The sequence below is a fragment of the Phytobacter palmae genome (assembly GCF_039409775.1).
In the GTDB taxonomy this organism is placed as follows: Bacteria; Pseudomonadota; Gammaproteobacteria; order Enterobacterales; family Enterobacteriaceae; genus Phytobacter; species Phytobacter palmae.
In genome coordinates this window covers 1-23,348 of sequence record NZ_JBCIVJ010000031.1, presented here as the reverse complement: position 1 = coordinate 23,348, position 23,348 = coordinate 1, and the positions used below count along the sequence as shown (strand labels likewise).

The following is a 23,348-nucleotide window of genomic DNA, read 5'->3' as shown; positions in this document are numbered from 1 at the left end:
ATGTCTGCACATTACACTGAGCTGGTGGCCGGTACTGAGGCGCTGGTCAGCACGTTGGGTATTTTCGCTGGCGGGCAGGGCGTTATTCCTGAACTCACTCCGCTAATGCTGGACGCCACCAGCGGCGCTCTTGTTGTATGGGATGGTGCACATCCGGGGCAGGCTGTCTACGTGTCGGCTATCGCTGTCAATACAGCGAGCCAGACACAGGCACAGGTTTATAAGGCTGGTGTGCTGAATGTGGATGCCCTGAACTGGCCGGAAGATGTAACCACGCTTTCAGCTAAGGTGGCCGCGTTCGTTGGCTCAGGTATTTCGGTTCAGCCGCTGGCAATCGTCTGAGGGGATAGCAATGCAAGACAAAGAAAACAGCCTGATGGCAACCGCCAATGCACTCTATCCGGATGCTGTTGCCGGGGAACTGATGGAACTGGCAGACAAGATGAGCATGAGTGAGCGCCTGGTTGATATGAATCAGGTCATGGAAATGACCACGCTGAGCCGCCGCACCCTGATTAACCTTGAAGCACGCGGTGAGTTTCCGGTACGTGTACAGGTCACTCAGGGCCGTAAGGCCTGGTATCTGAGTGAGGTTATCGAGTGGATCAACAACATCCCTCGTAGCTCTGAAACCTGTCAGGTGCCCGTACCTGCTGCCCCTGACGCTTCCCTGTGTCTCAAAGTGGAGCGTGTGCGCCGGCAGGCGAGAGGCGGGGAAAACCCGCTGATTGGCTGAGAAGTCAGCCGATTGAACCGGAAATTACTCAATTGATAATCATTATCATATCGGGTCCTTTCCGGCAATCCGGCAGGCTACGGGGCGGCAGACTCGCAGATTCTCGCTATTTATGACAATTCTCCGGAGATAACACACCACCACCACTTGAGCAATATTTAACCAGTTCATAAAGGTAACGAAATGAAAGACAAGGTTTTTTTTGTAAGCCAGCAAGAAGTTGCTGAACATTTCGGGGTGAACAGAACCACTATTCGCGCGTGGACGAAACAGGGGATGCCCTACCTTGAGGCTGATCGTGGGAAGCCTGGCGGTTATCACATCGGTCACGTGATGTGGTGGTGTATGGGTAAAGACCGCTTTGAAGAGATTGGGCACGAGGGGAAAACCAGTACTCTGGAAAAAATCATGTTTGCCAGACTGGCTTCATCAGAATTGAATGGAGCGTATGGCGAGGAATTTGAACGTAAGTTTGATGATGATTTGCTGATTTATGGTTACTCGCCGGAGGATGTGAATATGGCGCGGAATAAAATGGCGGGATTTCTCGCTGGATGGTCTCACGCGGTGGCGTTTCGCAGAAAAATTAATACACCAACTTAAGCATCAAAACAATTCAGAGGTATTTCATGTCTCAGAGTGTCGGTGATTTAGTCGTCAGCCTTGATGTTGATGCCGCTAAATTTAATGAGCAGATTGAATTTTCCCGCAAGGGGCTTAAAGGGATTGGCGAGTCTGCTAATGATGCCGCAATGCAGGTTATGCAGGCGTTCAGCCGTCAGGAGATTGCTGCAAAGAAAGCGGGAATTTCGATTGGCCAGTACAACAATGCTATGCGCATGCTACCGGCACAAATTAGCGATGTTGCTGTACAGCTCGCCGGTGGTCAGAATCCATTTTTGATTCTGCTCCAGCAGGGGAGCCAGGTTAAGGATTCATTTGGTGGTATTTCCAGTACATTTAAAGCCTTTTCCGCGCTGCTCACTCCGACCCAGGTTGTTTTCGGGGTAGTCGCGGCGACGTTTGGTACCACAGCCATGGCTGTGTATCGCGCCCGCAAGGAACTGGAAGAGGTGAGCAAGACTGTTAACGATACGCTTGGCATTACCGGGGACAGTGCGCAAAAACTCGCATTGAATATTCGTTCAATGGCCGATGCGTCAGGTGATTCGGTAAAAAACATCACCAGTATGTTTATCAGCACCAAAGATGGAGCGACCGAAGCCGAAACAAAGATGATCGCCGTGGGTTTCAGTTATCAGGAAGCCAAAGCGAAGGTGGAAGCCTACAAGGGGTCTTCTGATTTTACTGCCCTCAATAATGCTATCGAGCAGCATCGCCTGAAAGTCCTGGAGCTTCCTGACTCATGGAGTAAGGCCGCCGAAGGCGTTAAAAATTACTTCACTGGAGCGAACCTGGGTAAACAGAACGTTGCTTTAGGTGGCGCTATTGATCCGGCCATGAGGTTCATTGAGCAAGCAAAAGACCTTCAACAGGTGATTGAAACGCTCAGGATCAAGGGCAATACCACCGTGAAGGAAAATATTGACCTGGTTAAAAAGCAGTTACTTTCAACTGACCGGGTGGCCGCTGCTGAGGAGAACTTAAAGCAGGCTCGCGAGCTATCCAAAAAAATAGGAGCCTCTGGTGACGCTGAGGCGATTTCAAATGCTAACAAACTGATAGCAGCCAGGGAAAAGGAACTCGAACAGGCGAAACAGCAGCGCGACAAAAAGCCCGCAGTGAAAACATCAGCAGGGGATAAAGCGGAAGACAATGCAACGGTAGAATTACTGGCACTTGAGTCACAACTTAAGGTGTTGCAGGGCCACCGAAACATCAATGATGTGATCAGCCAGCAGCGTAAGGATTTGTGGACGACAGAAGCGCAAATTCAGGTTCTGGAAGATGCCTCCGGACGTAGAAAGCTGTCAGTACAGGAGCAATCATTGCTTGCGCACTCTAAGGAAGTTCTCAGCCTGAAAGAACAACTGGCCATTAAGGGAGATCAGGTTGTCGCGCAGGAGCAATTAAATAAGCGGATGGATGCCGCAACAAAATATGAAAACCAGATGTCGGCAAAACAGTCGGCATTAACCGGTTCGGCGACATTAAGCGATCGCGCTGCTGGCCGCAATCTTGCGTATGCACAACTCAAAAGTGGCTGGGAAAATGCGGGTGGTAAAACCACAGACGTTGATTATCAGCGGGAACTGACGGCATTGAATCAGTATTACGCCGCTGAGGACAGCCTTCGTGGTGACTGGCTCAGCGGGGCTAAAAAGGGATTTGCAGAATACCAGGACTCGGCGACAAACGTCTATTCCGCTATGGAGAATGCGGCGGCAGGAGCTATGAACGGCATGAGCGACATGCTTACTGATCTGACGACAACGGGGAAGGCATCCTTCAAAAGCTTTGGTGTTTCAATCCTCAAGACGATTGCTCAGATCACTAATCAACTGCTGGTGGCCTACGCAGTCCAGAAGGCTATGGGGTGGGTTTCCGGTTCATTCGATGGCCCACAGGGTGGCGGCATCGGGAGTCCCAGCTTTGTTGGCCCGGTACAGGCATGGAAAGGTGGTTATATCCCTGAGTTTGATGGCGGCGGTTATACCGGGCCTGGCGGGAAATTCGAACCAAAAGGTGTTGTGCATGGTGGTGAGTTCGTCTTTACCAAAGAGTCCACCGCACGCCTTGGTGTCGGAAATCTCTATCGCCTGATGCGAGGGTACGCAACCGGAGGGCTGGTTGGTGCCGGTAATGTGTCGGTACCGACTATGGGAGGGATCAGTGTTTACGCCCCGGTCAGCATCAGCCAACAAAGCGGTGGCGGCGAGGTGAGCCAGGCGAATACCGCCAACACGGCGCGGGTGGTCCAGGGCATTGTGCAGCAGGGCATCACTGATCGCCTGAAAAAGGAGATGAGTCCTGGCGGTATGATCTGGAATTTAAATAAAACAAGATAAGGTGCGCGAAGATGCTCAAACGGCAGATTGCAGAAACAGTTCTTATCGAAATGGCCCGACTGCAGGGCCATGCATTGAACGGACAGGAGCAACTGATCATCCGTACCCGCCTTAACAGCGCTCTGTCTGCTAAAGAACGTCACCGTCAGCGAATGACCACACCCGAATACCACTGGCGCAAACCATCACCCCGCCGATAAGCCCTTTAACCTCCCCGCGTCTAAGTTCTTCCAACTTCTGGGGAAAACCCGAGGGCGGGATTACAACTACCGTTACCCGGTTATTGGGTATCGCACCTGTCGCAATTTTGTGATCCCCTGAACGGAGCGCTCAAATAACCGTGTTGTTAATTTGCAACTCACTGCGCCGTTGGCGCCCCCTCTACAACACGTCGATATCTAACGTTATCGTTCGGCGTGGTGCTCGCCACAATGTATTGCAATGTGTATTGCAATTGATTTTTCTGCTAGTTACTCACATGAGATTATTACTGAAAAATCATTCGGATACTTTCACTGTTGACTCATGTAGCCAAAACATGAAGTTAACCCACAGATGACCCTGCGCCGCCTGCCTGATGAAGACCCGCAAAATCTCGCTGATCCTGCCTACCGTCGCCGTCGCATCATTCTGCAGAATATGAAAGATGAAGAGCTGGCGATTGCACAGGTGGAAGAAAAACAGGCCGTTGCGGCGGTGCTGAGCGGCAAATACACCATGACGGGCGAAGCTTTCGAACCGGTTGAAGTGGATATGGGCCGCAGCGCCGCAAATAACATCACCCAGGCGGGCGCGGCGGCGTGGTCCACCCGGGACAAGGAGACGTTCGACCCGACTGATGATATTGAAGCCTACGCGCTGAATGCCAGTGGTGTGGTCAACATCATTGTCTTTGACCCGAAAGCCTGGTCTCTCTTCCGTTCATTTAAACTCGTCCGTGAACGGCTGGATACCCGTCGCGGGTCAAACTCCGAGCTGGAAACAGCGCTGAAAGACCTTGGCGAAGCGGTGTCTTACAAGGGCATGTATGGTGATGTTGCCATTGTGGTCTACGCAGGGCAATACGTTGAGGACAATGTCAAAAAGAGCTACCTGCCGGATTTGACCATGGTGCTGGGCAACACTCAGGCCCGCGGCCTGCGAACCTACGGCTGTATTCAGGATGTGGATGCCCAGCGGGAAGGCATTAATGCTTCCACCCGTTATCCGAAAAACTGGGTACAAACGGGTGATCCGGCGCGCGAGTTCACCATGATCCAGTCAGCGCCGCTGATGCTGCTGGCAGACCCGGATGCGTTTGTTTCTGTGAAACTTGCCTGATACCGGCCCTTCGGGGCCGTTTCTTTTATGGAGTCATGCCAATGAGCAAAAAAGATGAACTCATCGCGCGCCTGAAAGCACTCGGTATTGAGCTGGGGCGTGAAGTGAATATGTCAGGCTCGAACGAAGAGCTGACACTCCGCATAGCGGAGCTTGAAGAAGAGCTCAATGATGACGAGCCGCCTGGTCCCGATACGGTTGTTGCTGGCACAGTGAGTGCCGTCAGTAGTAACACCACCTCCGGCGTGAAAGAGGAACCTCCCGCTGAACTGGTGACCGTTAACGTGCTGGCGACACTGCATATCAATGCGTTACATGAGACATCAGGTGAGCGGGTGGCGATTGCAGGGCCTGGTACAAAAATCCGCGTGGCTCCTGATATTGCAGGATCACTGGTTCTGAATGGACTGGCCTCCATCAACTGAAAAGGGGGCGGTGTGGCTGATTTCGATAATATCTTTGATGCTGCAATGGCGCGTGCTGATGACACTGTGCGCAGCACGATGGGGACCGACGCCGTCGTCACATCGGGCGCTCAGCAGGGCGATATTTTAAAGGGTGTCTTCGACGATCCTGAAAATATTGGCTATGCAGGCGCGGGTATCCGTGTGGAGGGCTCAAGTCCCTCCTTTTTTGTGAAAACGTCAGCGCTGCACGGGCTCATGCGCCTTGATACGTTGAGTATCAACAGTCAGCAGTACTGGGTTGATCGCATCGGTCCTGATGATTGCGGTTCATGTCATATCTGGCTCGGTAGCGGTGAGCCGCCTGCAACATCCCGCCGTGCTGGCAGGGAGGGAGCAAATGTCCGTCAAAGGCCTTGAACAGGCAATAGCCAATCTAAACGCCATCAGTAAAACCGCGGTGCCCCGCGCATCTTCCCAGGCCATCAACCGAATCGCCACACGTGGCGTCTCCAGAAGCGTGAAAGTTGTCGCTGCTGATACCCGGGTGCCGCGCAAACTGGTTAATCAGCGTGCCCGGGTTAAAAAAGCCAGCGTATCAAAACCGATGGCAACTATCCGTGTGAATCGCGGGAATTTGCCCGCCATCAAACTGGGTGTTGCCAGTGTCAGGCTGTCGCGGCGCAAACGAGACAGGCAGGGGGCAAACAGCGTGCTGCGCATTGGTGCATTCCGGTTTCCCAATGCCTTTATCCAGCAGCTTAAGAACGGACGCTGGCACGTGTTACGCAGAACGGCAAAACCGCGTTACCCCATAGAGGTTGTCAGCATCCCGCTGGCGGCCCCCCTGACTACTGCATTCAGGAAAGAATTGCCGAAGCTTATGGAGTCCGATTTACCGAAAGAGTTACAGGCAACCCTCAAAAATCAACTCAGGTTAATTTTGACACGATGAAAAACAGTGACATCCGGCTGGCTGTTATCGATGCCCTTGAGGCAGAAATCCGTGACGCAGCCCTGTATTTCGACGGACGGCCTGCCGTTTTCGAGGAAACTGATTTTCCTGCAATTGCGGTGTATCTGACTGATGCAGCGCCAACAGGCGAGGAAGTGGACGTCGAACTGTGGCAGGCCGTACTGCATATCGAAGTGTTTCTTCCGGCCCAGGCCCCTGATTCTGAACTTGATGAATGGGTCGGGACGCGTATTTTCCCTGCACTGAATGATGTCCCGGCGCTACGAGAGCTGCTGACGCTGATGAATATTCAGGGATATGACTACCAGCGGGATGACGTTCTCGCGCTGTGGGGCTCTGCAGACCTTAAATACACCATTACTTACGAAATGTGAGGCAACTATGGCAACACCTAATCCACTGGCACCCGTTAAAGGTGCAGGGACAACTCTCTGGTTGTATACCGGTTCAGGCACAGCGAATCCGCTGGTCGATACCGACTGGACGCGGCTGGCTCAGGTCAAGGAACTGACGCCGGGTGAACTGACGGCAGATTCATTTGACGACACGTATATTGATGATGCCAATGCCGACTGGACAGCTACCGGGCAGGGTCAGAAATCTGCGGGTAACACGTCTTTCACCCTGGCCTGGAAACCCGGCGAGCAGGGACAAATTGCGCTGGTGCAGTGGTTTGATGACGGCTCAAACCGCACGTACCGCATCAAATATCCTAACGGAACGGTGGATGTGTTTTCTGGCTGGGTCAGCAGTCTGGGTAAAGCCGTGACGAACAAAGAAAACATTACCCGTACGGTCAAGGTCACTAACAGCGGCAAACCGTTGCTGGCCGAAGACACCACCACCCCGGTCATTGTTGTTTCGGGCGCGTCTTTTGATAAATCGACTGCGGCTGTGGCCGTGGGGGCAACCACGACCCTGAATCTGTCCGTTCTGCCTGCCAGTGCGACCGATAAATCATTCCGCCTGGCGTCATCCGACCCGTCAAAAGCGACAGTCAGCGTGGCCGGTAGTGTTGTCACCGTCACGGGTGTTGCAGCCGGGATTGCCGAAATTCTCGCGATTACGAATGACGGCTCATTCGCGGCTGTCAGCAAAATCACCGTATCCTGATCGGAGTCATGCATGTTTCTGAAAACTCAGCCGCTGGAATACAACGGCGAAACCATCACGCTTTATGAACTCTCAGCACTGCAGCGTATTGAGTTCATCGGCTATATCGCCGACGTGAATAAAGATGTTCCTGCGGACGACACAGAAGTCAGCCCGGAAGTGCTCAACGGCATCGTGACAACCATCAATGTGAAGATTGGCGCGCGGATCGTTGCTATGTCTCTCTGGCAGAAGGAAGGACAAAAAGGGCCATCCGTTGATCAACTGCAGGAGGAGGTGCTTTCCGGCTGGCCGTTGCCTGCCATTGGTCAGGCGGATTTTATCGTGCGGGAACTCTCAGGAATGTTGCCCGTTGCACCTGATGCAGAATCAAATGCCGACACGGAACCCCACTCCCCGGAAAAGCCCACGCCGCAGCCCTGAAATTCGCCCTTAAACTTGCCCGTGAGTTCCGCAGACCTGACTGGCGTGTGATGCTGGCGCAGATGTCCTGCACCGAACTGAGTGAATGGGAGCAATTTTATGCCGACGAATACTTCGCCACGGATTTAATTGATGCCCATTTCTCACGACTGAGCCATCACATCACCGATATGGTCTGCAAAGACCACGGGCTTACCACCGCAGATTTCAGCCTGCTCAACCCCCGGTCCAGTCCGGAAACGGACGACGACACCGACATTTCCGGCGAAACCATGATGCTGGCCGCCGAAGGCATTACAGGAGGAATACGTTATGGCCCAGGCGGTGGGTGATCTCATTGTCAATCTGGATTTAAACGACGCTAAATTTACCGAGCGGTATAACTACGTCAAACGGGGGCTGGAAGGGATCGGGTCTGCGGCAAACGATGCGGCACTGGAAGTGCAAAGCGCTTTTACCCGGCAGGAGCTGTATGCGAGAAAAGCCGGAATTTCGATTGGTCAGTACAATGCCGCCATGCGCAGCCTGCCCGCGCAGTTTACTGATATTGCGACGCAGCTTGCTGGCGGCCAGTCTCCGTTTCTGATTCTGCTCCAGCAGGGCGGGCAGATCAAAGACCAGTTCGGTGGCGTAAAAGGTGCGCTGCTGGGTGTTGCTGATTATGCAAAAACGCTGGCCGGGTTTATCACCCCGACCACCCTCGGGATTACTGCGCTGGTATCCGGCGTGGGGCTCCTCACCTATAACTGGAATCAGGGGCGCTTACAGGCCAGTGCGTATAACCAGGCTATCGCGTCCACCGGGAATATCAGCGGCCAGACCGCCGACAGCCTGGCGCGCATCACCGCCCAGATAGTAAAAAACGCTGATGCGGGAAAATCAGCGGTTGCGGCAGCGGTCGCGCAGGCCACCGGACTGGGCCTGACAGTTGATCAGATCCGACAGGTGAGCGAGACGGCTATCCTGCTGTCAAAAAATACGGGAGCCAGCGTTAAAGACCTGGTGGCCGAGCTGGGGAAAATCCCCCAGGACCCGCTGAAAGCATTTGTCGATATCAACCAGCAGTATAACTTTGCGAACCTGGCACTGTATGAACAGGTCAGGCATATGGTTGATCTGGGTGATAAAGCCGGTGCCACGAAACTGATCATCGACTCGCTCGGTGACAGCCAGAAAAATTTCAAAGATGCCTCTAAGTCAGACCTGGACGATCTGTCGAATTCCTGGCAGGGTCTCATTGAAAAGGTAAAAAATTACAAGTTCTGGAGTGACCGGGTCGCTGATAATGCCACTACGGCTCAACTTCCTGAGTTTCGCCCTGGTACAGGATCGGTAGTGGTTGATAGTATCAACGACACTATGGCTCAGGGGAATAAAGAACGCCAGCAAGCTTTAGATAACCAGATTGAGAAAGAAAACCATCTTGCTGCGATTAAAGAACAGCAACGTAATGCCACTGCTGAATTAAACCGGCAACAGGTCTCGGCAAATATTGAAGCTGATAAATTTCTGGAATCGGCCAGGACAAACGCTCAGATCCGTAACGACCTGCAGACGAAATATCAACGGCAACTTGAACAGGGGCTTATCACACAGGACAAATTCAATAAGCTAACCGCCGCGATCAATGAAAAATATAAGGATCCCAAAACCCCAAAAACAACGGTTCCGGCAGGTGACAAAGCAAGCGACAGGGAAGCGGCTGAACTTATCGCCCTGCAGGCACAGCTTAAAGTGCTGCAGCAGCACACCGGATTAAATGACGTCATCAGTCAGCAGCGTAAAGACCTGTGGAAAACCGAGGCTCAGTTCTCTGTGCTGGAAGAGGCGGCAGGTCAGCGCAAACTTTCAAAAGAGGAAGAATCGCTGCTGGCAAACAAAGCGCGCATTCTTGCCCTTGCACAGCAAAAAGCCCTTTTAGGCGACCAGATCACCGCGCAGGAACAGCTTAACAAGCGGATGGATACCGCGACGAAATACACCAACCAGATGTCGGCGAAGCAGTCGGCATTAACGGATTCTGCAGCATTAAGCGACCGCGCCGCCGGGCGTAACCTTGCGTATGCACAACTCAGGAGCGGATGGGAAAATGCCGGGGGCAAGACGACTGACGTCGATTATCAGCGTGAACTCGCCGCATTGAATCAGTATTACGCCGCTGAGGACAGTCTTCGCGGTGACTGGCTCAGCGGGGCTAAAAAGGGGTTCGCCGAGTATCTGGATTCAGCAACAAACGTCTATTCTGCCATGCAGAATGCCGCATCCAGTGCACTTGGCGGCATGAGCGATATGCTGACTGAACTGGTGACCACCGGGAAGACTTCCTTCAAAAGTTTCACCGTTTCCATCCTCAAATCGATTGTTCAAATCACCAATCAGTTGCTGGTGGCCTGGGCCGTTCAGAAAGCCATGGGGTGGGTAGCCGGTTCTTTCGATGGCCCGCAGGGCGGTGGAATAGGTAGTCCCAGCTTTGTTGGCCCGGTACAGGCCTGGAAGGGCGGCTATATCCCTGAATACGATGGCGGCGGTTATACCGGACCCGGCGGTAAATTCGAGCCAAAAGGGATTGTTCATGGCGGCGAATTTGTCTTCACCAAAGAATCTACAGCGCGCCTCGGCGTGGGAAACCTTTATCGCCTGATGCGAGGGTATGCCTCTGGCGGGTTCGTCGGGAATGCCACATCGGGCAGTCTGCAGACTGGCGTTAGCGTCTATGCGCCCGTATCTGTCACGACGCCACAATCCTCTCAGGATCAACAGGGTTCGGCAAATGCTGCTGCGCTTGGTCGGGCTTATCAGCAGGTTGTCGACAAATCTATTCGGGAAGGCATTGAAAGAGAATCCCGACCGGGTGGAATGATTTGGGCTCTGACCAAAACGAGGTAAATATGGCTATTGATGCGTTTGCCTGGAAAATTCAGGCATCGGGACAGCCTGCTGTCACCGTCAAAGATAATATCCGTAAGGTTCAGTTTGGTGACGGTTATACGCAGGTAAGTGGAAATGGGCTTAATTCGGAGACCCTGAATTACGCATTTTCCTATACAGGGAATAAAGATACTGCACTTGAAATTTATGCGTTTCTCAGGAGCCATAAAACAAAGTCATTTTCTTTTCAGCCCCCCTATGGGGAACTCGCGTTATGGCGTGTTCAGGCTGACAGCCTTCAACTCATCGTTAAAAGTAAAAAACTAATTACCATCACTGCAACCTTTGAACAGGCGTTTGCACCATGAGTCTGAATAATGATTATCAAAAACTGGAGCCGGGAAATGAAATCCGGCTTTTTGAAGTTGATGGTACCTCTTTTGGCGTGGGGGCAGTGCTACGATTCCATAGTCACAATATTGCGCATACCCCGGCAGAAATAACTGCAGCAGGTGGTGATGAATCAACGCTTCCGGCTAAATCCATCTGGTGGCAGGGTAACGAATATAAAGCCTGGCCCTGTCAGATTAACGGACTGGAAAAATCGACTACCGGCAGTGGCGCCACGCCAAAACTGACCGTGGCGAACCTTGACGGCGCCATCACTGCGTTGTGCCTTGCATATGACGAACTGTTGAAAGCGACGGTCACTATACATGACACGCTGGCGCAGTATCTGGATGCGCGCAATTTCCCTTCCGGCAATGCCACTGCAGATCCCACTCAGGAAAAGTTGCAGGTCTGGTATATCGACGGGAAAAATACAGAAACGTCAGAGGCTATCGAGTTTCGGTTAACCAGTCCGATGGACCTGCAGGGCTTAATGATCCCGACCCGTCAGCTTCATTCTCTCTGCTCCTGGTGTATTCGTGGTAAGTACCGCAGCGGTGATGGCTGTGACTATGCAGGCACGAACTACTTCGACAAAAACAACAACCCGGTAACTGATCCTTCATTAGACCAGTGCAACGGCACCCTGACCGCCTGCAAACTTCGTTTTGGGGAAAATAACGAACTTTCTTTTGGCGGATTCCCCGGCACGTCACTCATCAGGAGCTGATATGCGTCAGAAAACCATAGATGCCATCATGGCGCATGCCGCCACTGAATATCCCCGTGAATGTTGTGGTGTCGTGGCGCAAAAAAGTCGAGTGGAGAGATATTTTCCTTGCCGTAATCAGGCTAACGAACCCACTGAACATTTTGTTCTGTCGCCGGAAGACTACGCCGCAGCTGAGGACTGGGGAACGGTAACGGCTATCGTGCATAGCCATCCTGACGCAACGACGCAGCCCAGCGAACTGGATAAGGCGCAATGCGATTTGATGGCGGTGCCCTGGCACATCGTCAGTTGGCCCGAAGGCGACCTGCGCACAATTAATCCGCGCGGCGAATTGTCGTTGCTTGAGCGTCCTTTTGTGCTGGGGGTTTACGACTGCTGGGGGCTGGTAATATCCTATTATCGGCAAACGTACGGCATTGAGCTGCCGGATTACCGTGTTGATTATCCCTGGTGGGAGGACCAGTACCCCGACAATTTGTATCAGGATAACTGGTATAAATGCGGGTTCAGAGAAGCGACTGGCGCTCCTCAACCGGGTGATGTTGTGATCATGCAGGTGCAGGCCAACAAATGGAATCACGCTGGGGTACTACTGGAGGGTAACCTGTTGCTCCATCATCTTTATGGACGGCTCAGTAATCGCACCCCGTACGGTGGCTACTGGATGGAAAGAACAATGAAGATTTTACGCTATAAAGCTCTATGCTAACCTGACTCGCCCAGGCGCTGCGGGCGCAGACTTTCAAAAATTAGCTGTGCGAGGGACATAACGTGAAAGCATTTGGTGTGTTCATATTGATTGTAGGAGTTATTGTAGTTTTTCTATCCCTTTCAATGGATACCTCCGTAACTACAACCTATGGTCAGAGGGTAAATAACTTAGGATTGATGAGGGATCAACAAAACTATCTTATATTTGGATCTGTTTGTTTTCTTGGTGGGCTTTTAGCTGTAATTTTTGGTAAGTCGCAAACTTCATCACGTAATGAAATCAGTTGCCCTTTTTGTGCTGAAAAGATACTGGCGGCTGCTAAGGTATGCAAACATTGCGGCAGGGACATCATTGCTAATGCTATGCAACAAAATCCAGAAAGTAATGATGCATATAAATTCCTCTGGTATGAAAATAATGTACTGGCTTTAAATAAGCTTGATATTAAGAGATTTGCTGATGAGTTGATTGAAAAAATGCCTGGGCAATCCGCTGATAATATCCTTAAGGCTAATTTTAATGAGATTCAAAACATTAAATCAAATATGCCTGGTAACTATGCTAATGAATTTTCTGAAATACTTTATTTCTTCTTGGCTCGGAAAGATGCATAATTAATTTGATTGTTTTCTCTTTTATCGCCCACTTCTGTGGGCTTTTTATATTGGAGGAATAAATGTATGAAACTATGATTCAAATCGAACTTTGCGGAATTCTTGGTAAAACTTTTGGTAAAGTACATCACCGATTAATAAGCACCACTCACGAAGCTACTCGGGCCTTAGCTGCGACAATTCCCGGTTTTGAAAAATTCATGATATCCAGTCAGCGGCGCGGGCTTACCTACGCTGTGTTCAAAGGCAAAAAAAATATCGGAATAGATGATCTGGGATTTCCGGTTACTGGTGAAGTCATCCGGGTCGTACCGGTTATCATGGGCAGTAAGCGTGGAGGATTGCTCCAGACTATTCTCGGTGTTGCCCTTGTTACCGTTGCTGCAATTGCGACTAACGGTGCAGCGCTTGGCTTTGGTGGTACTGCCTTTGCGGGTGGCTGGGGGGCTGTCGCCGCTATGGGGGTATCTTTAACGCTCGGCGGTGTCATTCAACTGTTATCCCCTCAGCCTGCCGGTTTGGCGAAAACGCAATCAGCAGACAATAAGCCGTCATATGCATTCGGTAGCGTCACGAATACCACGTCGCAGGGCTATCCGGTGCCTCTGTTGTACGGCAAGCGTCGTATCGGCGGCGCAATTATTTCTGCAGGAATTTACGTTGAAGACCAGCAATAAAAACACCTCAATTTAATAACCGCCGCCTGGCGGTTTTTTTATGGGCGAAATATGGCAAATAAGAAAATTCAGGGCCGCAAGGGAGGCTCCTCATCTTCCCGTACTCCGACAGAACAGCCCGACGATCTCCAGTCAGTCGCAAAAGCGAAAATCCTGCTGGCGCTGGGTGAGGGCGAATTTTCTGGCGGCCTCACCGGGCAATCTATTTTTCTGGATGGTACGCCGCTGCTGAATGCTGACGGTTCGTCAAATTTCAGCGGTGTGGCCTGGGAATTTCGCTCTGGTACGCAGGCACAGACCTATATTCAGGGGATGCCAGGTAGTGAAAATGAAATCAGCCTGGGCGGTGTGGTTGTTTCCAGCGCTTCTCCGTGGACCAGAACACTGACCAATACACTGCTTTCTGCCGTTCGCCTGCGCGTCAAATGGCCGTCCATTTTCCGGCAGGAAGATGACGGCGATCTGGTGGGTTACACCATCAATTATGCGATAGACCTGCAGACGAACGGCGGCGCATTTCAGACGGTAATCAACACATCTGTAACGGGGAAGACGACCAGCGGTTATGAGCGCAGCCACCGCATCAATTTGCCAGCCGGAGCCACAACGTGGACGGTTCGCCTGCGTAAAATCACTGCAGATGCGAACAGCGCAAAAATCGGCGATTCAATGACGTTGCAGAGCTACACAGAGGTCATCGACGCAAAATTGCGTTACCCGAATACCGCTCTGCTGTATATCGAGTTCGACTCCAGTCAGTTTAATGGTTCTGTCCCGCAGATTTCATGCGAGCCGCGCGGGCGCGTTATCCGCGTCCCTGATACCTACGACCCTGAAACACGTACCTACAGCGGTACATGGGCAGGCGCATTTAAATGGGCCTGGACGGATAATCCGGCATGGATTTTTTATGATCTGGTGGTGAGTGACAGATTTGGCCTGGGTGACAGGCTGACGGCAGCTAACATCGATAAATGGATGCTGTATCAGGTTGCACAGTACTGCGATCAGCTTGTCCCTGACGGGAAGGGCGGAGACGGTATGGAGCCTCGCTATACCTGCAACGTTTACGTCCAGGATCGCAATGATGCGTATACCGTGCTGCGCGACTTTGCGGCCATTTTCCGGGGGATGACGTACTGGGGCGGCAATCAGATTGTTGCCCTGGCTGATATGCCGCGTGACGTCGATTACAGCTACACGAACGCAAATACCCTGGACGGTAAATTCACGTACAGCAGCAGCACCTCCAAAACCCGCTATACCTCTGCACTGGTTTCATACTCCGACCCGGCGAATGCGTATTCCGACGCAATGGAGCCTGTATTCGAGCAGGATCTGGTGCGTCGCTTTGGCTTTAACCAGCTTGAACTGACGGCTATCGGCTGCACCCGACAATCGGAGGCAAACCGTAAGGGACGCTGGGGCATTCTGACCAATAACAAAGACCGCGTGGTCACCTTCTCTGTCGGGCTCGACGGGAATATTCCGCAGCCGGGATACATCATTGCAGTCAGTGACAGGGAGCTGGCCGGAAAAGTAACGGGTGGCCGCATCAGCGCGGTAAGCGGTCGGGTACTGACGCTCGACCGTGTGCCGGATGCCGTAGCGGGTGATCGCATCATGGTGAACCTCCCGACAGGCGCATCACAGAGCCGCACCATTCAGGCTGTCAGCGGTAATAAAGTCACCGTTTCGACGGTGTTCACTACAACGCCAGAAGCCCAGGCGGTGTGGGTGGTTGAGTCAGATTCGCTTTATGCCCAGCAATACCGCGTCGTCAGTGTTACGGAAAATGACGACGGCACATTCACCATCGTGGGGGCAGCCCATGATCCGGATAAATATGCCCGCATCGATACAGGCGCGATTATCGATCAGCGCCCGGTAAGCGTTATCCCGCCGGGTAATCAGTCTGCACCTTCGAATATCGTCATTTCCAGCTACGCCGTTGTGAATCAGGGGATCAGCCTGGAGACGATGCGCGTCAGTTGGGACCAGGCACCAAACGCAATTTCGTATGAGGCCCAGTGGCGGCGTAACGATGGCGACTGGGTGAACGTACCCCGCAGTTCTACCGCGTCGTTTGAGGTGCCGGCCATTTACACCGGACGTTATCTTGCGCGGGTGCGGGCTATTAACGCGGCTGAAATTTCCTCCGGCTGGGGATATTCAACCGAAACAACACTGACCGGGAAAACAGGAAACCCGCCGAAACCTGTCGGTTTCACCGCGTCGGACAATGTGGTTTTCGGCATTGAACTGAACTGGGGATTCCCTGCGAACACGGAAGACACACTGAAAACGGAAATTCAGTACAGTGCAACGGGTACGACTGATGATGCGGTCTTGCTGGCGGACGTGCCGTATCCGCTGCGCAAATATCAGCAGATGGGCCTCAAGGCGGGGCAGGTCTTCTGGTACCGCGCGCAACTGGTGGACAGGACCGGGAATGAGTCGGGTTACACCGGATGGGTGAGGGGGCAGGCCAGTGTTGATGTGTCAGATATTACTGACGCTATTCTGGATGAAATAAAAGACTCGGCGCTTTTCAAAGACATCATTGAGAACGCGGTTGAAACCAGCAAAACCGTTGCTGACCTCGCCACGGCAATTACCCAAAACGCCGACCAACTGGCGGCGGCAGTGGGTGCGAACCGGCAGACGGCAGAGGGGATTATCAATAACGCTCTGGCCATCGCTGACGTAGTTGTCAGGCAGTCTGCACAGAACGGCGCAAACTCGGCGACATTCACGCAACTGCGGGAGGTAATTGCCACTGAAACCGAGGCCCGCGTTACTGATGTTACACGCCTGGAGGCGAAAACCGACCAGAACGCTGCCGGGGTAACGCAGCTCACACAGGCGCTGGCTGACGAGACAGAGGCCCGCGCGACGGCGGTCACCCAACTGACGGCGGCCACGACAGCAGCGGCAGAGACGGGGGCGCAGAATACCGCTGCCATAACGCAACTGGATCAGGCTGTCACCTCGCTGGATAGCGCGTCTGCCAGCCGGTTCGACGAACTGTCAGGGAAAACGGCTAACGCGTCCGGCGGGGTGCAAAACACGGCGGTGGCATTGATTGAGAATACACTGGCGCAGGTGAGCCAGCAGGTAAAACAGAGTGTGCAGTACGGCGCTAATGCGGCCAGTATTCAGCGCGTTGAGAGCGCAGTCGCCAGCAGCAATGAGGCCACCGCGCAATCATTGCTCCAGCTCCGCACGGATGTGGCGGGGAATACCTCGTCTATAAACAGTCTGTCTCAGTCCGTCTCCAGTTATCAGCAGGCGGCTGCCACGCAGATAAATTCACTGAGTGCAACAGTTAACGGTCATACCTCATCTATCGCCACTAACGCCCAGGCAGTAGCGGATATCAACGGCAACCTGAACGCGATGTACTCGATAAAGGTCGGCGTGGATGCCAACGGCATGCGGTACGCAGCAGGGATGGGGCTGGGTGTTCAGAACACACCTGCTGGTATGCAGTCACAGGTTATTTTCCTTGCTGACCGCTTTGCGGTTATGTCTCAGGCTGGTTCAGCCGTCACGCTGCCGTTTGTTATTCAGAACGGCCAGACGTTTATTCGTGACACGTTTATCCAGGACGGGACTATCACCAATGCGAAAATCGGTGCGTATATCCAGTCAAATAACTACGTGGCTGGCTCAGTTGGCTGGCGAATTGGTAAAGATGGCTCATCTGAATTCAGTAATGTCACGGTACGCGGGACTGTTTATGCGAAGGACGGGGAGTTTACCGGGAAAATCAATGCGACCAGCGGCTCGTTTAAAGGCACCGTTCAGGCTGAATCATTTATCGGTGACGTAGCTAATGCGCAGGTTTTCAGTGATATACCAATGACGGCATCAACGAGTAACGTTCTCAAAACGATGACCTATACAGATTCTGGTGCAACTAACCAGGTAAAACATGTCACTGTGATGGCAATGATTCAGCTCCGGGTCAGTACAAACGCCCCGTCAGATTATGATGGCACGGTAGTGACTATAACAATCGGGTCAAACACCAAATCCTACGGCCTGCGGGCCAGTAAACTCAGCGGGGATATGGCGACAGCAGTGATGTTCAGTGCGAGGGTTTCTGACAGGGTTGTAGCCTGCTCAATACGTTCTCAAACTAATGGAATCAGTTATGCCACCACTGGCATCATTTCCCCGACAATGATGATTGCCCGTGGGAGCGGCGCGTTCGAGTAACAATTCAAACTAAAATCAAACCCGCTCCGGCGGGTTTTTTTATGCCTGGAGAAAATATGATTTACACAACTGGCACCATAGCCATCAACGGTAACACGCTGACGGGAACCGGTACGAACTTTACAGCAGCAGGCTCACTGATCCGCGTTGGGTGCACTCTGGTCACTCTGGCAAACCCGGTACAGGTGTTCCAGATAACCGCAATTAACAGCGCAACCAAGCTCACCGTAACGCCAGCTGCAAACCCGGCACTTGCAGCCGGTACTGCTTACGCTATCCTGCTGAGTGATTCGCTGAGCGTGGACGGTCTGGCGCAGAATATTGCTGAAACGCTGACGCTGTATCAAAAAAATATGAGCGGCTTCGCCGACGTGATGAACGGGGCGGGTGACGTCACTATCACGATTAACGGGGCGGCCGTAACGGTTCCCGGCCAGAAATCGCTGGCAAAAAAAGGGGCTAACAGTGACATCACCAGCCTGTCCGGGTTAACCACTGCGCTGTCAATTAGTCAGGGCGGTACCGGGGCAAAAACGGCAGCAGACGCGCGCACGGCCCTGCAGCTTGGCCCCAATGATGTGCCTTATTTTTCATCAATTGAACTGACATCATCGACGCCATTTATTGATTTTCATTTTAATAAAGACACCAGCGACTACAATGTCAGGCTGATAAATAGTTCAAGCGGTGTGTTACAGGTTGTAGGGCAACTGGACTCTGTTGCAGGATTCACGTCACGCGGTGGGATAAATGGGGCAACAGATCTGAACATACCGTGGAATTTTTACTGGAACTACGGTGGCAACGGAGGGTTAACCGGATTTGTCGGCACAACCAATCTTGGGCGAGTTTCGTTTACAACGTCGTCAGATAGAGAACTTAAAAAGAATATTAGATACGCTAATAATGCGGCAACAGCTCTTGCTGAGGTTATGGGGTGGATGCCAGCATATTTCAAAATGAAAGCTCGCGGGGTAATTCCTGAAAGCGAAGATATGCTCGGTTTTATCGCAAACGACCTGGTAACGGTCTCCCCTGAGTGTGTCGGCGGTTCTGGTCTGGTTGACGGGTATGATGAGGATAACCCTACTGACGCGTATTACCTGAAAGAAGTACCCCTGATTGCAAAATTGACTCAGGCGATACAGGCCCAACAGAAACTAATCGACGAGCTGACCGCGCGCGTTGCTGAACTGGAAGCAATGGGAAAACTGTAACTGCAGAGGTGAACAAAAGCTGAGCGAACAGTTCAGCGCATTAAAAAAATTCTACACGGATAACTATTTATCTCTTATAGCCTTTAACACAAACCTACCCCTTTCAAAACCATCAACAACCGCAGCGTCCTCTTGATCAAAAATGCTATTAAATCTACTGTATATAAAAACAGTGTTTGTATGAAGGTTTATATGTTGATCATGAGGCCAGCGGAGCTACGTGCTGTTGTGACAATCCCACTTTTTAGTGACCCGGTACATTGTGGGTTCCCGTCTCCAGCTGCGGATTATGTCGAACAACGCATTGCTCTTAATGAACTTCTTATTCCGCACCCTTCTTCAACCTACACGCTGCGTGTGTCCGGTGATTCCATGATCGGCGCCGGTATTCTCGATGGCTCTTTTCTTCTCGTCGACTTCAGCTTTACGCCCCAGCATAACGATATTGTCGTCAGTAACATCGTGGGCGTGTCTGGTTTCTACAAAGATTCCCGCACAACGGGCGGGAATCGGGTAAGCTTGAACGGCATGAAATTGCCGCGCTAGTTTAAAAAGGGATAAACTTTAAAAGAAGCCCATAAGTCATTGTTAAGTGCCAGCAAACCTACGGAGATATAGGATAATATCGCAAGTGCTCCTGTAAAATAAAGTATGGTTTTCTTTATCTTTTTCCACAGAATTAGGGCTGGAATCGAAATTACGGCTATCACACCCATCTGATAACAAAATTGTTTGGCAATGTCACCATCACTCCAAGGGTATATAAAAACATAAGGGGCAAAAAGTATTAAATGGACAACTCTAAGAATAAATCCTATACCTGCCCCAGGTATTGCAAAAAAGCCCCCGGCGCTTTGTAATAAAAAACTTGCCCTCAGGCCGGGAATAAGAATAAAAAAATTAAGAATAGCCCAGAATATTAATATTATCGTGGCATAGCCAAAAAGAATGCTTAACCCAGATTGACCGGCAACTGCTGTAGACTGTGGCGTCTGGTAAGACTGGCTCGGCTGACTAACTGATTTGCTGGCATCACATGCACTTTGCCAGCTCTCTGCATTGTCTGCCTGCCATTTATGATCATACTGTGTAAACGGCCTGTCACTGGTAACATACTTGCCTTCATCATCTTGCCTAACACCCATATTTAAGCCCCATTATTTTTATTCATGCCGATATGTGTAGTTGTACGACTTATACTTAACGGAAGGTCTGCTCCCGTAGTTGTTACACTTTATATGATAACGCAATATGGCCTATACGGAAGAGAACAATTACAGCAACCATTTCCTCCAGCATGCGGTTCAGCTTTTCCCGATCGCTTTTGCTGGCATCGCTATTCAAGCCGTTCGCCTGCATCGGCTTTACCTTCGCTTCGGCACCGGAAAAAATCCTGTGCACTCTCTTTGTCAGTTCAGCCTTGATGCGAGCGTTAATCGTTGGTGCTTTATCCCATCAACCTAGTGCGTAACTCCGGATCACAAGATCAAGTTGCAGTTGCCTGTCGCGTTCGCTGAGCAGAACAGCTTCAAACGGCAACGCAGTGGTCAAAGATGATCTGTAAAAACTGGAGCAGGGATGCACCGTTGTTCTGTCGCTGTATGGGCATCAGCAGTTTGCGAAACTGATGGGGCAGTCCTTCATTACAGAAGAAGGCGAGGCGATTGAAGGCGAAGCACTGGAGGATATTATTTTGCTTGGCCGGGTGACTAATTTCGTAAACCGGCCCGGGGAGGATGAGTGCCCGTTTATGTGAGTTAAAGGGTTGGTATATGAAGTGTCGATAAGTTCATAATTAATTGATTTAGTTGACTACAAAATGTCGCGTTTATACCATGCATGATTAATAAGTGATTGATTTAAGGGGGAATCGAATCGGTCTCGAAAACCGTAGTAGGGGCAACTCTACCGGGGGTTCAAATCCCCCTCTCTCCGCCATTATTCAATCAGTTACGCGCCTCGCTTTCAACGACTCTCGTCACAGATGTTTTTCTCATTACTCCAGTAAATTTTATCATTACATGCTTTATTCTGCGGCAGGACTGTGCTTTTGCCACAAAAAAGCCCGCTCGCGGCGGGCTTTGAAAGAAAAGTGAGATTAGAACTGGTAAACAATACCCATTGCGAACTGGTCGTTTTTATTGATACCAGTCTCACGAACATATTGCGTGTTATCCAGCAGGTTGAACTGGTATGCCGCGTAGACGTTCATGTTTTTGTTGAAGTAGTACCAGGTACCGAGTTCGATGTAGTTTACACGGGTGGCGTCACCGCCTTTAAAGCTACCACGACGGCTCAGATCATCGCCTTTAGAGTAGACATAACCCAGAGACGGACGCAGGCCGAAATCAAACTGGTATTGAATAACTGCTTCGAAGTTCTGCGTTTTATTGGCAAACTGGTCGTCTTTCTCGACGGTCATGTTACGTGTTTCGCCGTACATTAATGCAGCATAAACGTTGTTGGCATCGTATTTTGCCGCGACAGACCAGACCTCAGCATTATCACCTTTACGGTCAGCAGCCTGCTCGTCAGTACGGTCTGCTTTACCGTAGGTGGCGGCAAAACCAAAACCGTCGAACTCATAAGAGGCTGACATGCTGTATCCGTCGCCGTTCTGTTTTTTTACGCTCCGGTTGTCGTTTTTGCCTTGATATTGCAGCGCCAGATTAAGTCCGTCGACTTCACCGAAGAAATCGGTGACGCGGTAGGTTGCAACGCCATTGGTGCGGCCGTTCATAAAGTTGTCAGCAGAAGCCCAGGAATCGCCGCCCCATTCAACCAACATATCGGTGTACGCCGCGACATCGTAAGCGACGCCGTAATTGCGACCATAGTCAAAAGAGCCAAAGTTGCCAAATTTCAGACCGGCAAAGGCGAGACGTGTACTTTCACTTTGAGCGCCTTCTGGATGGCTGGCATCCATATTGTATTCCCACTGCCCAAACCCGGTCAGTTCGCTATTGATCTGCGTTTCGCCCTTGATGCCAATACGGGCGTAAGAGGTATCTTCGTTTTCGCTGTTGTGTTTATCGGTGTCAGACCAGACGCGTTCGCCGACCATTTTTCCGTATAAATCGACTTTATTACTATTCTTATTATAAATTTCCGCCGCATTTGCTGCGCCTGCAAATAATAGCGCAGGCACTACAATCGCCAGTACTTTTCTTTTCATAATCTATTCCCTTGAGATCATAATTTATATGAATATTTGCAATTTCATCCGAAATTACAAACTGAATACTATTCTATGAAGTTCATTAATTTTTACGCCAAATATGTAAGCAAATTATTTAAAATATTGCAAAATATTTCTTTTTGGGGTGATATTTAGATTATGAATCTGAAAGTGTTTATGTATTTATTCGATTGATTTTATGGTATTTTTATTGTGCATGGTTGGTGTTGGATTATAGTCTTAATGCATTTTATTCGATTGGTGAATCTTTGTATGGTTTGTATTTTCAAAACGAATAAAAAATAAAAAAAAGCCTGGGTGATCCCAGGCGAAATATCGAAGAAAAGAATGATGAATAAACCAGAAGCATCTCAATGCTGATAGTCCCGGAATAGTGCCACAGAATATAAGATAAATATACAGCCATTTTATGCGGCTCTTGCAATACATGAGACACACTAAATGTTTTTTAATAATTTTTAGGCTGAATGATTACAGAGGAAAAACACAAGAAGATAAGCTCCGCAAGACCTCACTATGCCTGGTTTGTTTCGGATGGCTGGACTGTCAATCATACCACTGCAATACCGGTGGGTGAGTTGTCCGATAGAGAGCCTGTTGTATCGGGGCAATGACACTGGCTTACGTAGTTTCCTGACTCTCGGCACGGTAGGGCTCATATTGGGTGGGATTGCATGGAACACCCTTTTGCGGGACGAACGCATAAGCAATGAAATAAAATAATGCTATGGTTACGGTTTTCCCGGGATGGAGTAAGCATGACATTAACTGAA

The 23,348-nt window shown here is 50.9% G+C and carries 22 protein-coding genes and 3 pseudogenes; 22 read left to right on the top strand and 3 right to left on the bottom strand.

Going from position 1 to position 23,348, the window contains the following annotated elements; genetic code table 11:
* From AAIG39_RS23355 to AAIG39_RS23250, 22 genes and pseudogenes are all read left to right on the top strand, one after another.
* Complete coding sequence (locus tag AAIG39_RS23355) at nucleotides 1–342, top strand: head decoration protein (protein ID WP_334632700.1); 342 nt, start codon at nucleotides 1–3, stop codon at nucleotides 340–342.
* Nucleotides 343–352: 10 nt separating this feature from the next.
* Nucleotides 353–736: a helix-turn-helix transcriptional regulator gene (locus tag AAIG39_RS23350; RefSeq protein WP_425503344.1), complete on the top strand. Its 384-nt coding sequence runs from the start codon at nucleotides 353–355 to the stop codon at nucleotides 734–736.
* Nucleotides 737–919: 183 nt separating this feature from the next.
* Nucleotides 920–1,339, top strand: coding sequence for a hypothetical protein (locus AAIG39_RS23345; RefSeq protein ID WP_343194836.1), 420 nt, complete (start codon nucleotides 920–922; stop codon nucleotides 1,337–1,339).
* A gap of 26 nt (nucleotides 1,340–1,365) precedes the next feature.
* Nucleotides 1,366–3,705: a phage tail tape measure protein gene (locus AAIG39_RS23340; protein WP_343194835.1), complete on the top strand. Its 2,340-nt coding sequence runs from the start codon at nucleotides 1,366–1,368 to the stop codon at nucleotides 3,703–3,705.
* An 11-nt stretch (nucleotides 3,706–3,716) separates the two neighbouring features.
* A complete protein-coding gene (locus AAIG39_RS23335) occupies nucleotides 3,717–3,905 on the top strand; it encodes a hypothetical protein (protein WP_343194834.1) in 189 nt (62 codons plus the stop codon).
* Nucleotides 3,906–4,236: 331 nt separating this feature from the next.
* A pseudogene (locus AAIG39_RS23330) lies at nucleotides 4,237–5,025 on the top strand (major capsid protein); the annotation flags it as partial.
* A 41-nt stretch (nucleotides 5,026–5,066) separates the two neighbouring features.
* Nucleotides 5,067–5,450: a DNA-packaging protein FI gene (gpFI, locus tag AAIG39_RS23325; protein WP_343194833.1), complete on the top strand. Its 384-nt coding sequence runs from the start codon at nucleotides 5,067–5,069 to the stop codon at nucleotides 5,448–5,450.
* A 12-nt stretch (nucleotides 5,451–5,462) separates the two neighbouring features.
* Complete coding sequence (locus AAIG39_RS23320) at nucleotides 5,463–5,849, top strand: head-tail joining protein (protein WP_343194832.1); 387 nt, start codon at nucleotides 5,463–5,465, stop codon at nucleotides 5,847–5,849.
* On the top strand, nucleotides 5,830–6,384 hold the full coding sequence (locus AAIG39_RS23315; protein ID WP_343194831.1) for a phage tail protein: 555 nt from the start codon (nucleotides 5,830–5,832) through the stop codon (nucleotides 6,382–6,384). Before AAIG39_RS23320 ends, AAIG39_RS23315 begins: the two co-directional genes overlap by 20 nt.
* Nucleotides 6,381–6,779 carry a phage minor tail U family protein gene (locus AAIG39_RS23310; RefSeq protein WP_343194830.1) on the top strand — a complete coding sequence of 133 codons (399 nt, stop codon included), beginning with the start codon at nucleotides 6,381–6,383 and terminating at the stop codon, nucleotides 6,777–6,779. The genes AAIG39_RS23315 and AAIG39_RS23310 overlap by 4 nt, the downstream gene beginning before the upstream one ends.
* A gap of 7 nt (nucleotides 6,780–6,786) precedes the next feature.
* Nucleotides 6,787–7,518: a phage tail protein gene (locus tag AAIG39_RS23305; protein WP_343194829.1), complete on the top strand. Its 732-nt coding sequence runs from the start codon at nucleotides 6,787–6,789 to the stop codon at nucleotides 7,516–7,518.
* 12 nt (nucleotides 7,519–7,530) lie between these two features.
* Nucleotides 7,531–7,941 carry a phage tail assembly chaperone G gene (gene gpG / locus AAIG39_RS23300; RefSeq protein ID WP_343194828.1) on the top strand — a complete coding sequence of 137 codons (411 nt, stop codon included), beginning with the start codon at nucleotides 7,531–7,533 and terminating at the stop codon, nucleotides 7,939–7,941.
* Nucleotides 7,942–7,991: 50 nt separating this feature from the next.
* Nucleotides 7,992–8,273: a phage tail assembly protein T gene (locus tag AAIG39_RS23295; RefSeq protein ID WP_343194827.1), complete on the top strand. Its 282-nt coding sequence runs from the start codon at nucleotides 7,992–7,994 to the stop codon at nucleotides 8,271–8,273.
* A complete protein-coding gene (locus AAIG39_RS23290; RefSeq protein WP_343194826.1) occupies nucleotides 8,254–10,827 on the top strand; it encodes a phage tail tape measure protein in 2,574 nt (857 codons plus the stop codon). The genes AAIG39_RS23295 and AAIG39_RS23290 overlap by 20 nt, the downstream gene beginning before the upstream one ends.
* 2 nt (nucleotides 10,828–10,829) lie before the next feature.
* Nucleotides 10,830–11,177: a phage tail protein gene (locus AAIG39_RS23285; protein ID WP_103279693.1), complete on the top strand. Its 348-nt coding sequence runs from the start codon at nucleotides 10,830–10,832 to the stop codon at nucleotides 11,175–11,177.
* Nucleotides 11,174–11,929 (top strand): phage minor tail protein L, encoded by a 756-nt coding sequence (locus tag AAIG39_RS23280; protein ID WP_343194825.1) that lies wholly within the window; start codon nucleotides 11,174–11,176, stop codon nucleotides 11,927–11,929. Before AAIG39_RS23285 ends, AAIG39_RS23280 begins: the two co-directional genes overlap by 4 nt.
* A 1-nt stretch (nucleotide 11,930) precedes the next feature.
* Complete coding sequence (locus AAIG39_RS23275; RefSeq protein ID WP_165158590.1) at nucleotides 11,931–12,641, top strand: C40 family peptidase; 711 nt, start codon at nucleotides 11,931–11,933, stop codon at nucleotides 12,639–12,641.
* 62 nt (nucleotides 12,642–12,703) lie between these two features.
* On the top strand, nucleotides 12,704–13,258 hold the full coding sequence (locus AAIG39_RS23270) for a hypothetical protein (protein ID WP_335294327.1): 555 nt from the start codon (nucleotides 12,704–12,706) through the stop codon (nucleotides 13,256–13,258).
* A 62-nt stretch (nucleotides 13,259–13,320) separates the two neighbouring features.
* On the top strand, nucleotides 13,321–13,935 hold the full coding sequence (locus AAIG39_RS23265; RefSeq protein WP_343194824.1) for a tail assembly protein: 615 nt from the start codon (nucleotides 13,321–13,323) through the stop codon (nucleotides 13,933–13,935).
* Nucleotides 13,936–13,986: 51 nt separating this feature from the next.
* Nucleotides 13,987–18,159, top strand: a complete 4,173-nt coding sequence (locus AAIG39_RS23260) for a TipJ family phage tail tip protein (RefSeq protein ID WP_343194823.1) — start codon at nucleotides 13,987–13,989, stop codon at nucleotides 18,157–18,159.
* Between the two features lie 56 nt (nucleotides 18,160–18,215).
* The gene (locus tag AAIG39_RS23255) at nucleotides 18,216–19,376 is read left to right on the top strand and encodes a tail fiber domain-containing protein (protein WP_343194822.1); all 1,161 of its coding nucleotides are present in this window, start codon (nucleotides 18,216–18,218) and stop codon (nucleotides 19,374–19,376) included.
* 192 nt (nucleotides 19,377–19,568) lie between these two features.
* A pseudogene (locus AAIG39_RS23250) lies at nucleotides 19,569–19,844 on the top strand (S24 family peptidase); the annotation flags it as partial.
* Nucleotides 19,845–19,918: 74 nt separating this feature from the next.
* Here the strand turns inward: AAIG39_RS23250 and AAIG39_RS23245 are convergent.
* From AAIG39_RS23245 to AAIG39_RS23235, 3 genes and pseudogenes are all read right to left on the bottom strand, one after another.
* Nucleotides 19,919–20,521 (bottom strand): hypothetical protein, encoded by a 603-nt coding sequence (locus tag AAIG39_RS23245; protein ID WP_343194821.1) that lies wholly within the window; start codon nucleotides 20,519–20,521, stop codon nucleotides 19,919–19,921.
* An 82-nt stretch (nucleotides 20,522–20,603) separates the two neighbouring features.
* Nucleotides 20,604–20,801 (bottom strand): annotated as a pseudogene (locus AAIG39_RS23240) (DinI-like family protein); the annotation flags it as partial.
* Between the two features lie 673 nt (nucleotides 20,802–21,474).
* Nucleotides 21,475–22,551: a porin gene (locus tag AAIG39_RS23235; RefSeq protein ID WP_090087262.1), complete on the bottom strand. Its 1,077-nt coding sequence runs from the start codon at nucleotides 22,549–22,551 to the stop codon at nucleotides 21,475–21,477.
* Between the last annotated feature and the right edge of the window lie 797 nt (nucleotides 22,552–23,348).

Coding starts and splice junctions, on each gene's coding strand:
- AAIG39_RS23285 (WP_103279693.1), top strand. CDS start 10,830: ATGGCTATTGATGCGTTTGCCTGGAAAATTCAGGCATCGGGACAGCCT.
- AAIG39_RS23335 (WP_343194834.1), top strand. CDS start 3,717: ATGCTCAAACGGCAGATTGCAGAAACAGTTCTTATCGAAATGGCCCGA.
- AAIG39_RS23260 (WP_343194823.1), top strand. CDS start 13,987: ATGGCAAATAAGAAAATTCAGGGCCGCAAGGGAGGCTCCTCATCTTCC.
- AAIG39_RS23305 (WP_343194829.1), top strand. CDS start 6,787: ATGGCAACACCTAATCCACTGGCACCCGTTAAAGGTGCAGGGACAACT.
- AAIG39_RS23280 (WP_343194825.1), top strand. CDS start 11,174: ATGAGTCTGAATAATGATTATCAAAAACTGGAGCCGGGAAATGAAATC.
- AAIG39_RS23235 (WP_090087262.1), bottom strand. CDS start 22,551: ATGAAAAGAAAAGTACTGGCGATTGTAGTGCCTGCGCTATTATTTGCA.
- AAIG39_RS23350 (WP_425503344.1), top strand. CDS start 353: ATGCAAGACAAAGAAAACAGCCTGATGGCAACCGCCAATGCACTCTAT.
- AAIG39_RS23340 (WP_343194835.1), top strand. CDS start 1,366: ATGTCTCAGAGTGTCGGTGATTTAGTCGTCAGCCTTGATGTTGATGCC.
- AAIG39_RS23355 (WP_334632700.1), top strand. CDS start 1: ATGTCTGCACATTACACTGAGCTGGTGGCCGGTACTGAGGCGCTGGTC.
- AAIG39_RS23310 (WP_343194830.1), top strand. CDS start 6,381: ATGAAAAACAGTGACATCCGGCTGGCTGTTATCGATGCCCTTGAGGCA.
- AAIG39_RS23290 (WP_343194826.1), top strand. CDS start 8,254: ATGGCCCAGGCGGTGGGTGATCTCATTGTCAATCTGGATTTAAACGAC.
- gpFI (WP_343194833.1), top strand. CDS start 5,067: ATGAGCAAAAAAGATGAACTCATCGCGCGCCTGAAAGCACTCGGTATT.
- gpG (WP_343194828.1), top strand. CDS start 7,531: ATGTTTCTGAAAACTCAGCCGCTGGAATACAACGGCGAAACCATCACG.
- AAIG39_RS23295 (WP_343194827.1), top strand. CDS start 7,992: ATGCTGGCGCAGATGTCCTGCACCGAACTGAGTGAATGGGAGCAATTT.
- AAIG39_RS23345 (WP_343194836.1), top strand. CDS start 920: ATGAAAGACAAGGTTTTTTTTGTAAGCCAGCAAGAAGTTGCTGAACAT.
- AAIG39_RS23245 (WP_343194821.1), bottom strand. CDS start 20,521: ATGGGTGTTAGGCAAGATGATGAAGGCAAGTATGTTACCAGTGACAGG.
- AAIG39_RS23315 (WP_343194831.1), top strand. CDS start 5,830: ATGTCCGTCAAAGGCCTTGAACAGGCAATAGCCAATCTAAACGCCATC.
- AAIG39_RS23275 (WP_165158590.1), top strand. CDS start 11,931: ATGCGTCAGAAAACCATAGATGCCATCATGGCGCATGCCGCCACTGAA.
- AAIG39_RS23255 (WP_343194822.1), top strand. CDS start 18,216: ATGATTTACACAACTGGCACCATAGCCATCAACGGTAACACGCTGACG.
- AAIG39_RS23265 (WP_343194824.1), top strand. CDS start 13,321: ATGTATGAAACTATGATTCAAATCGAACTTTGCGGAATTCTTGGTAAA.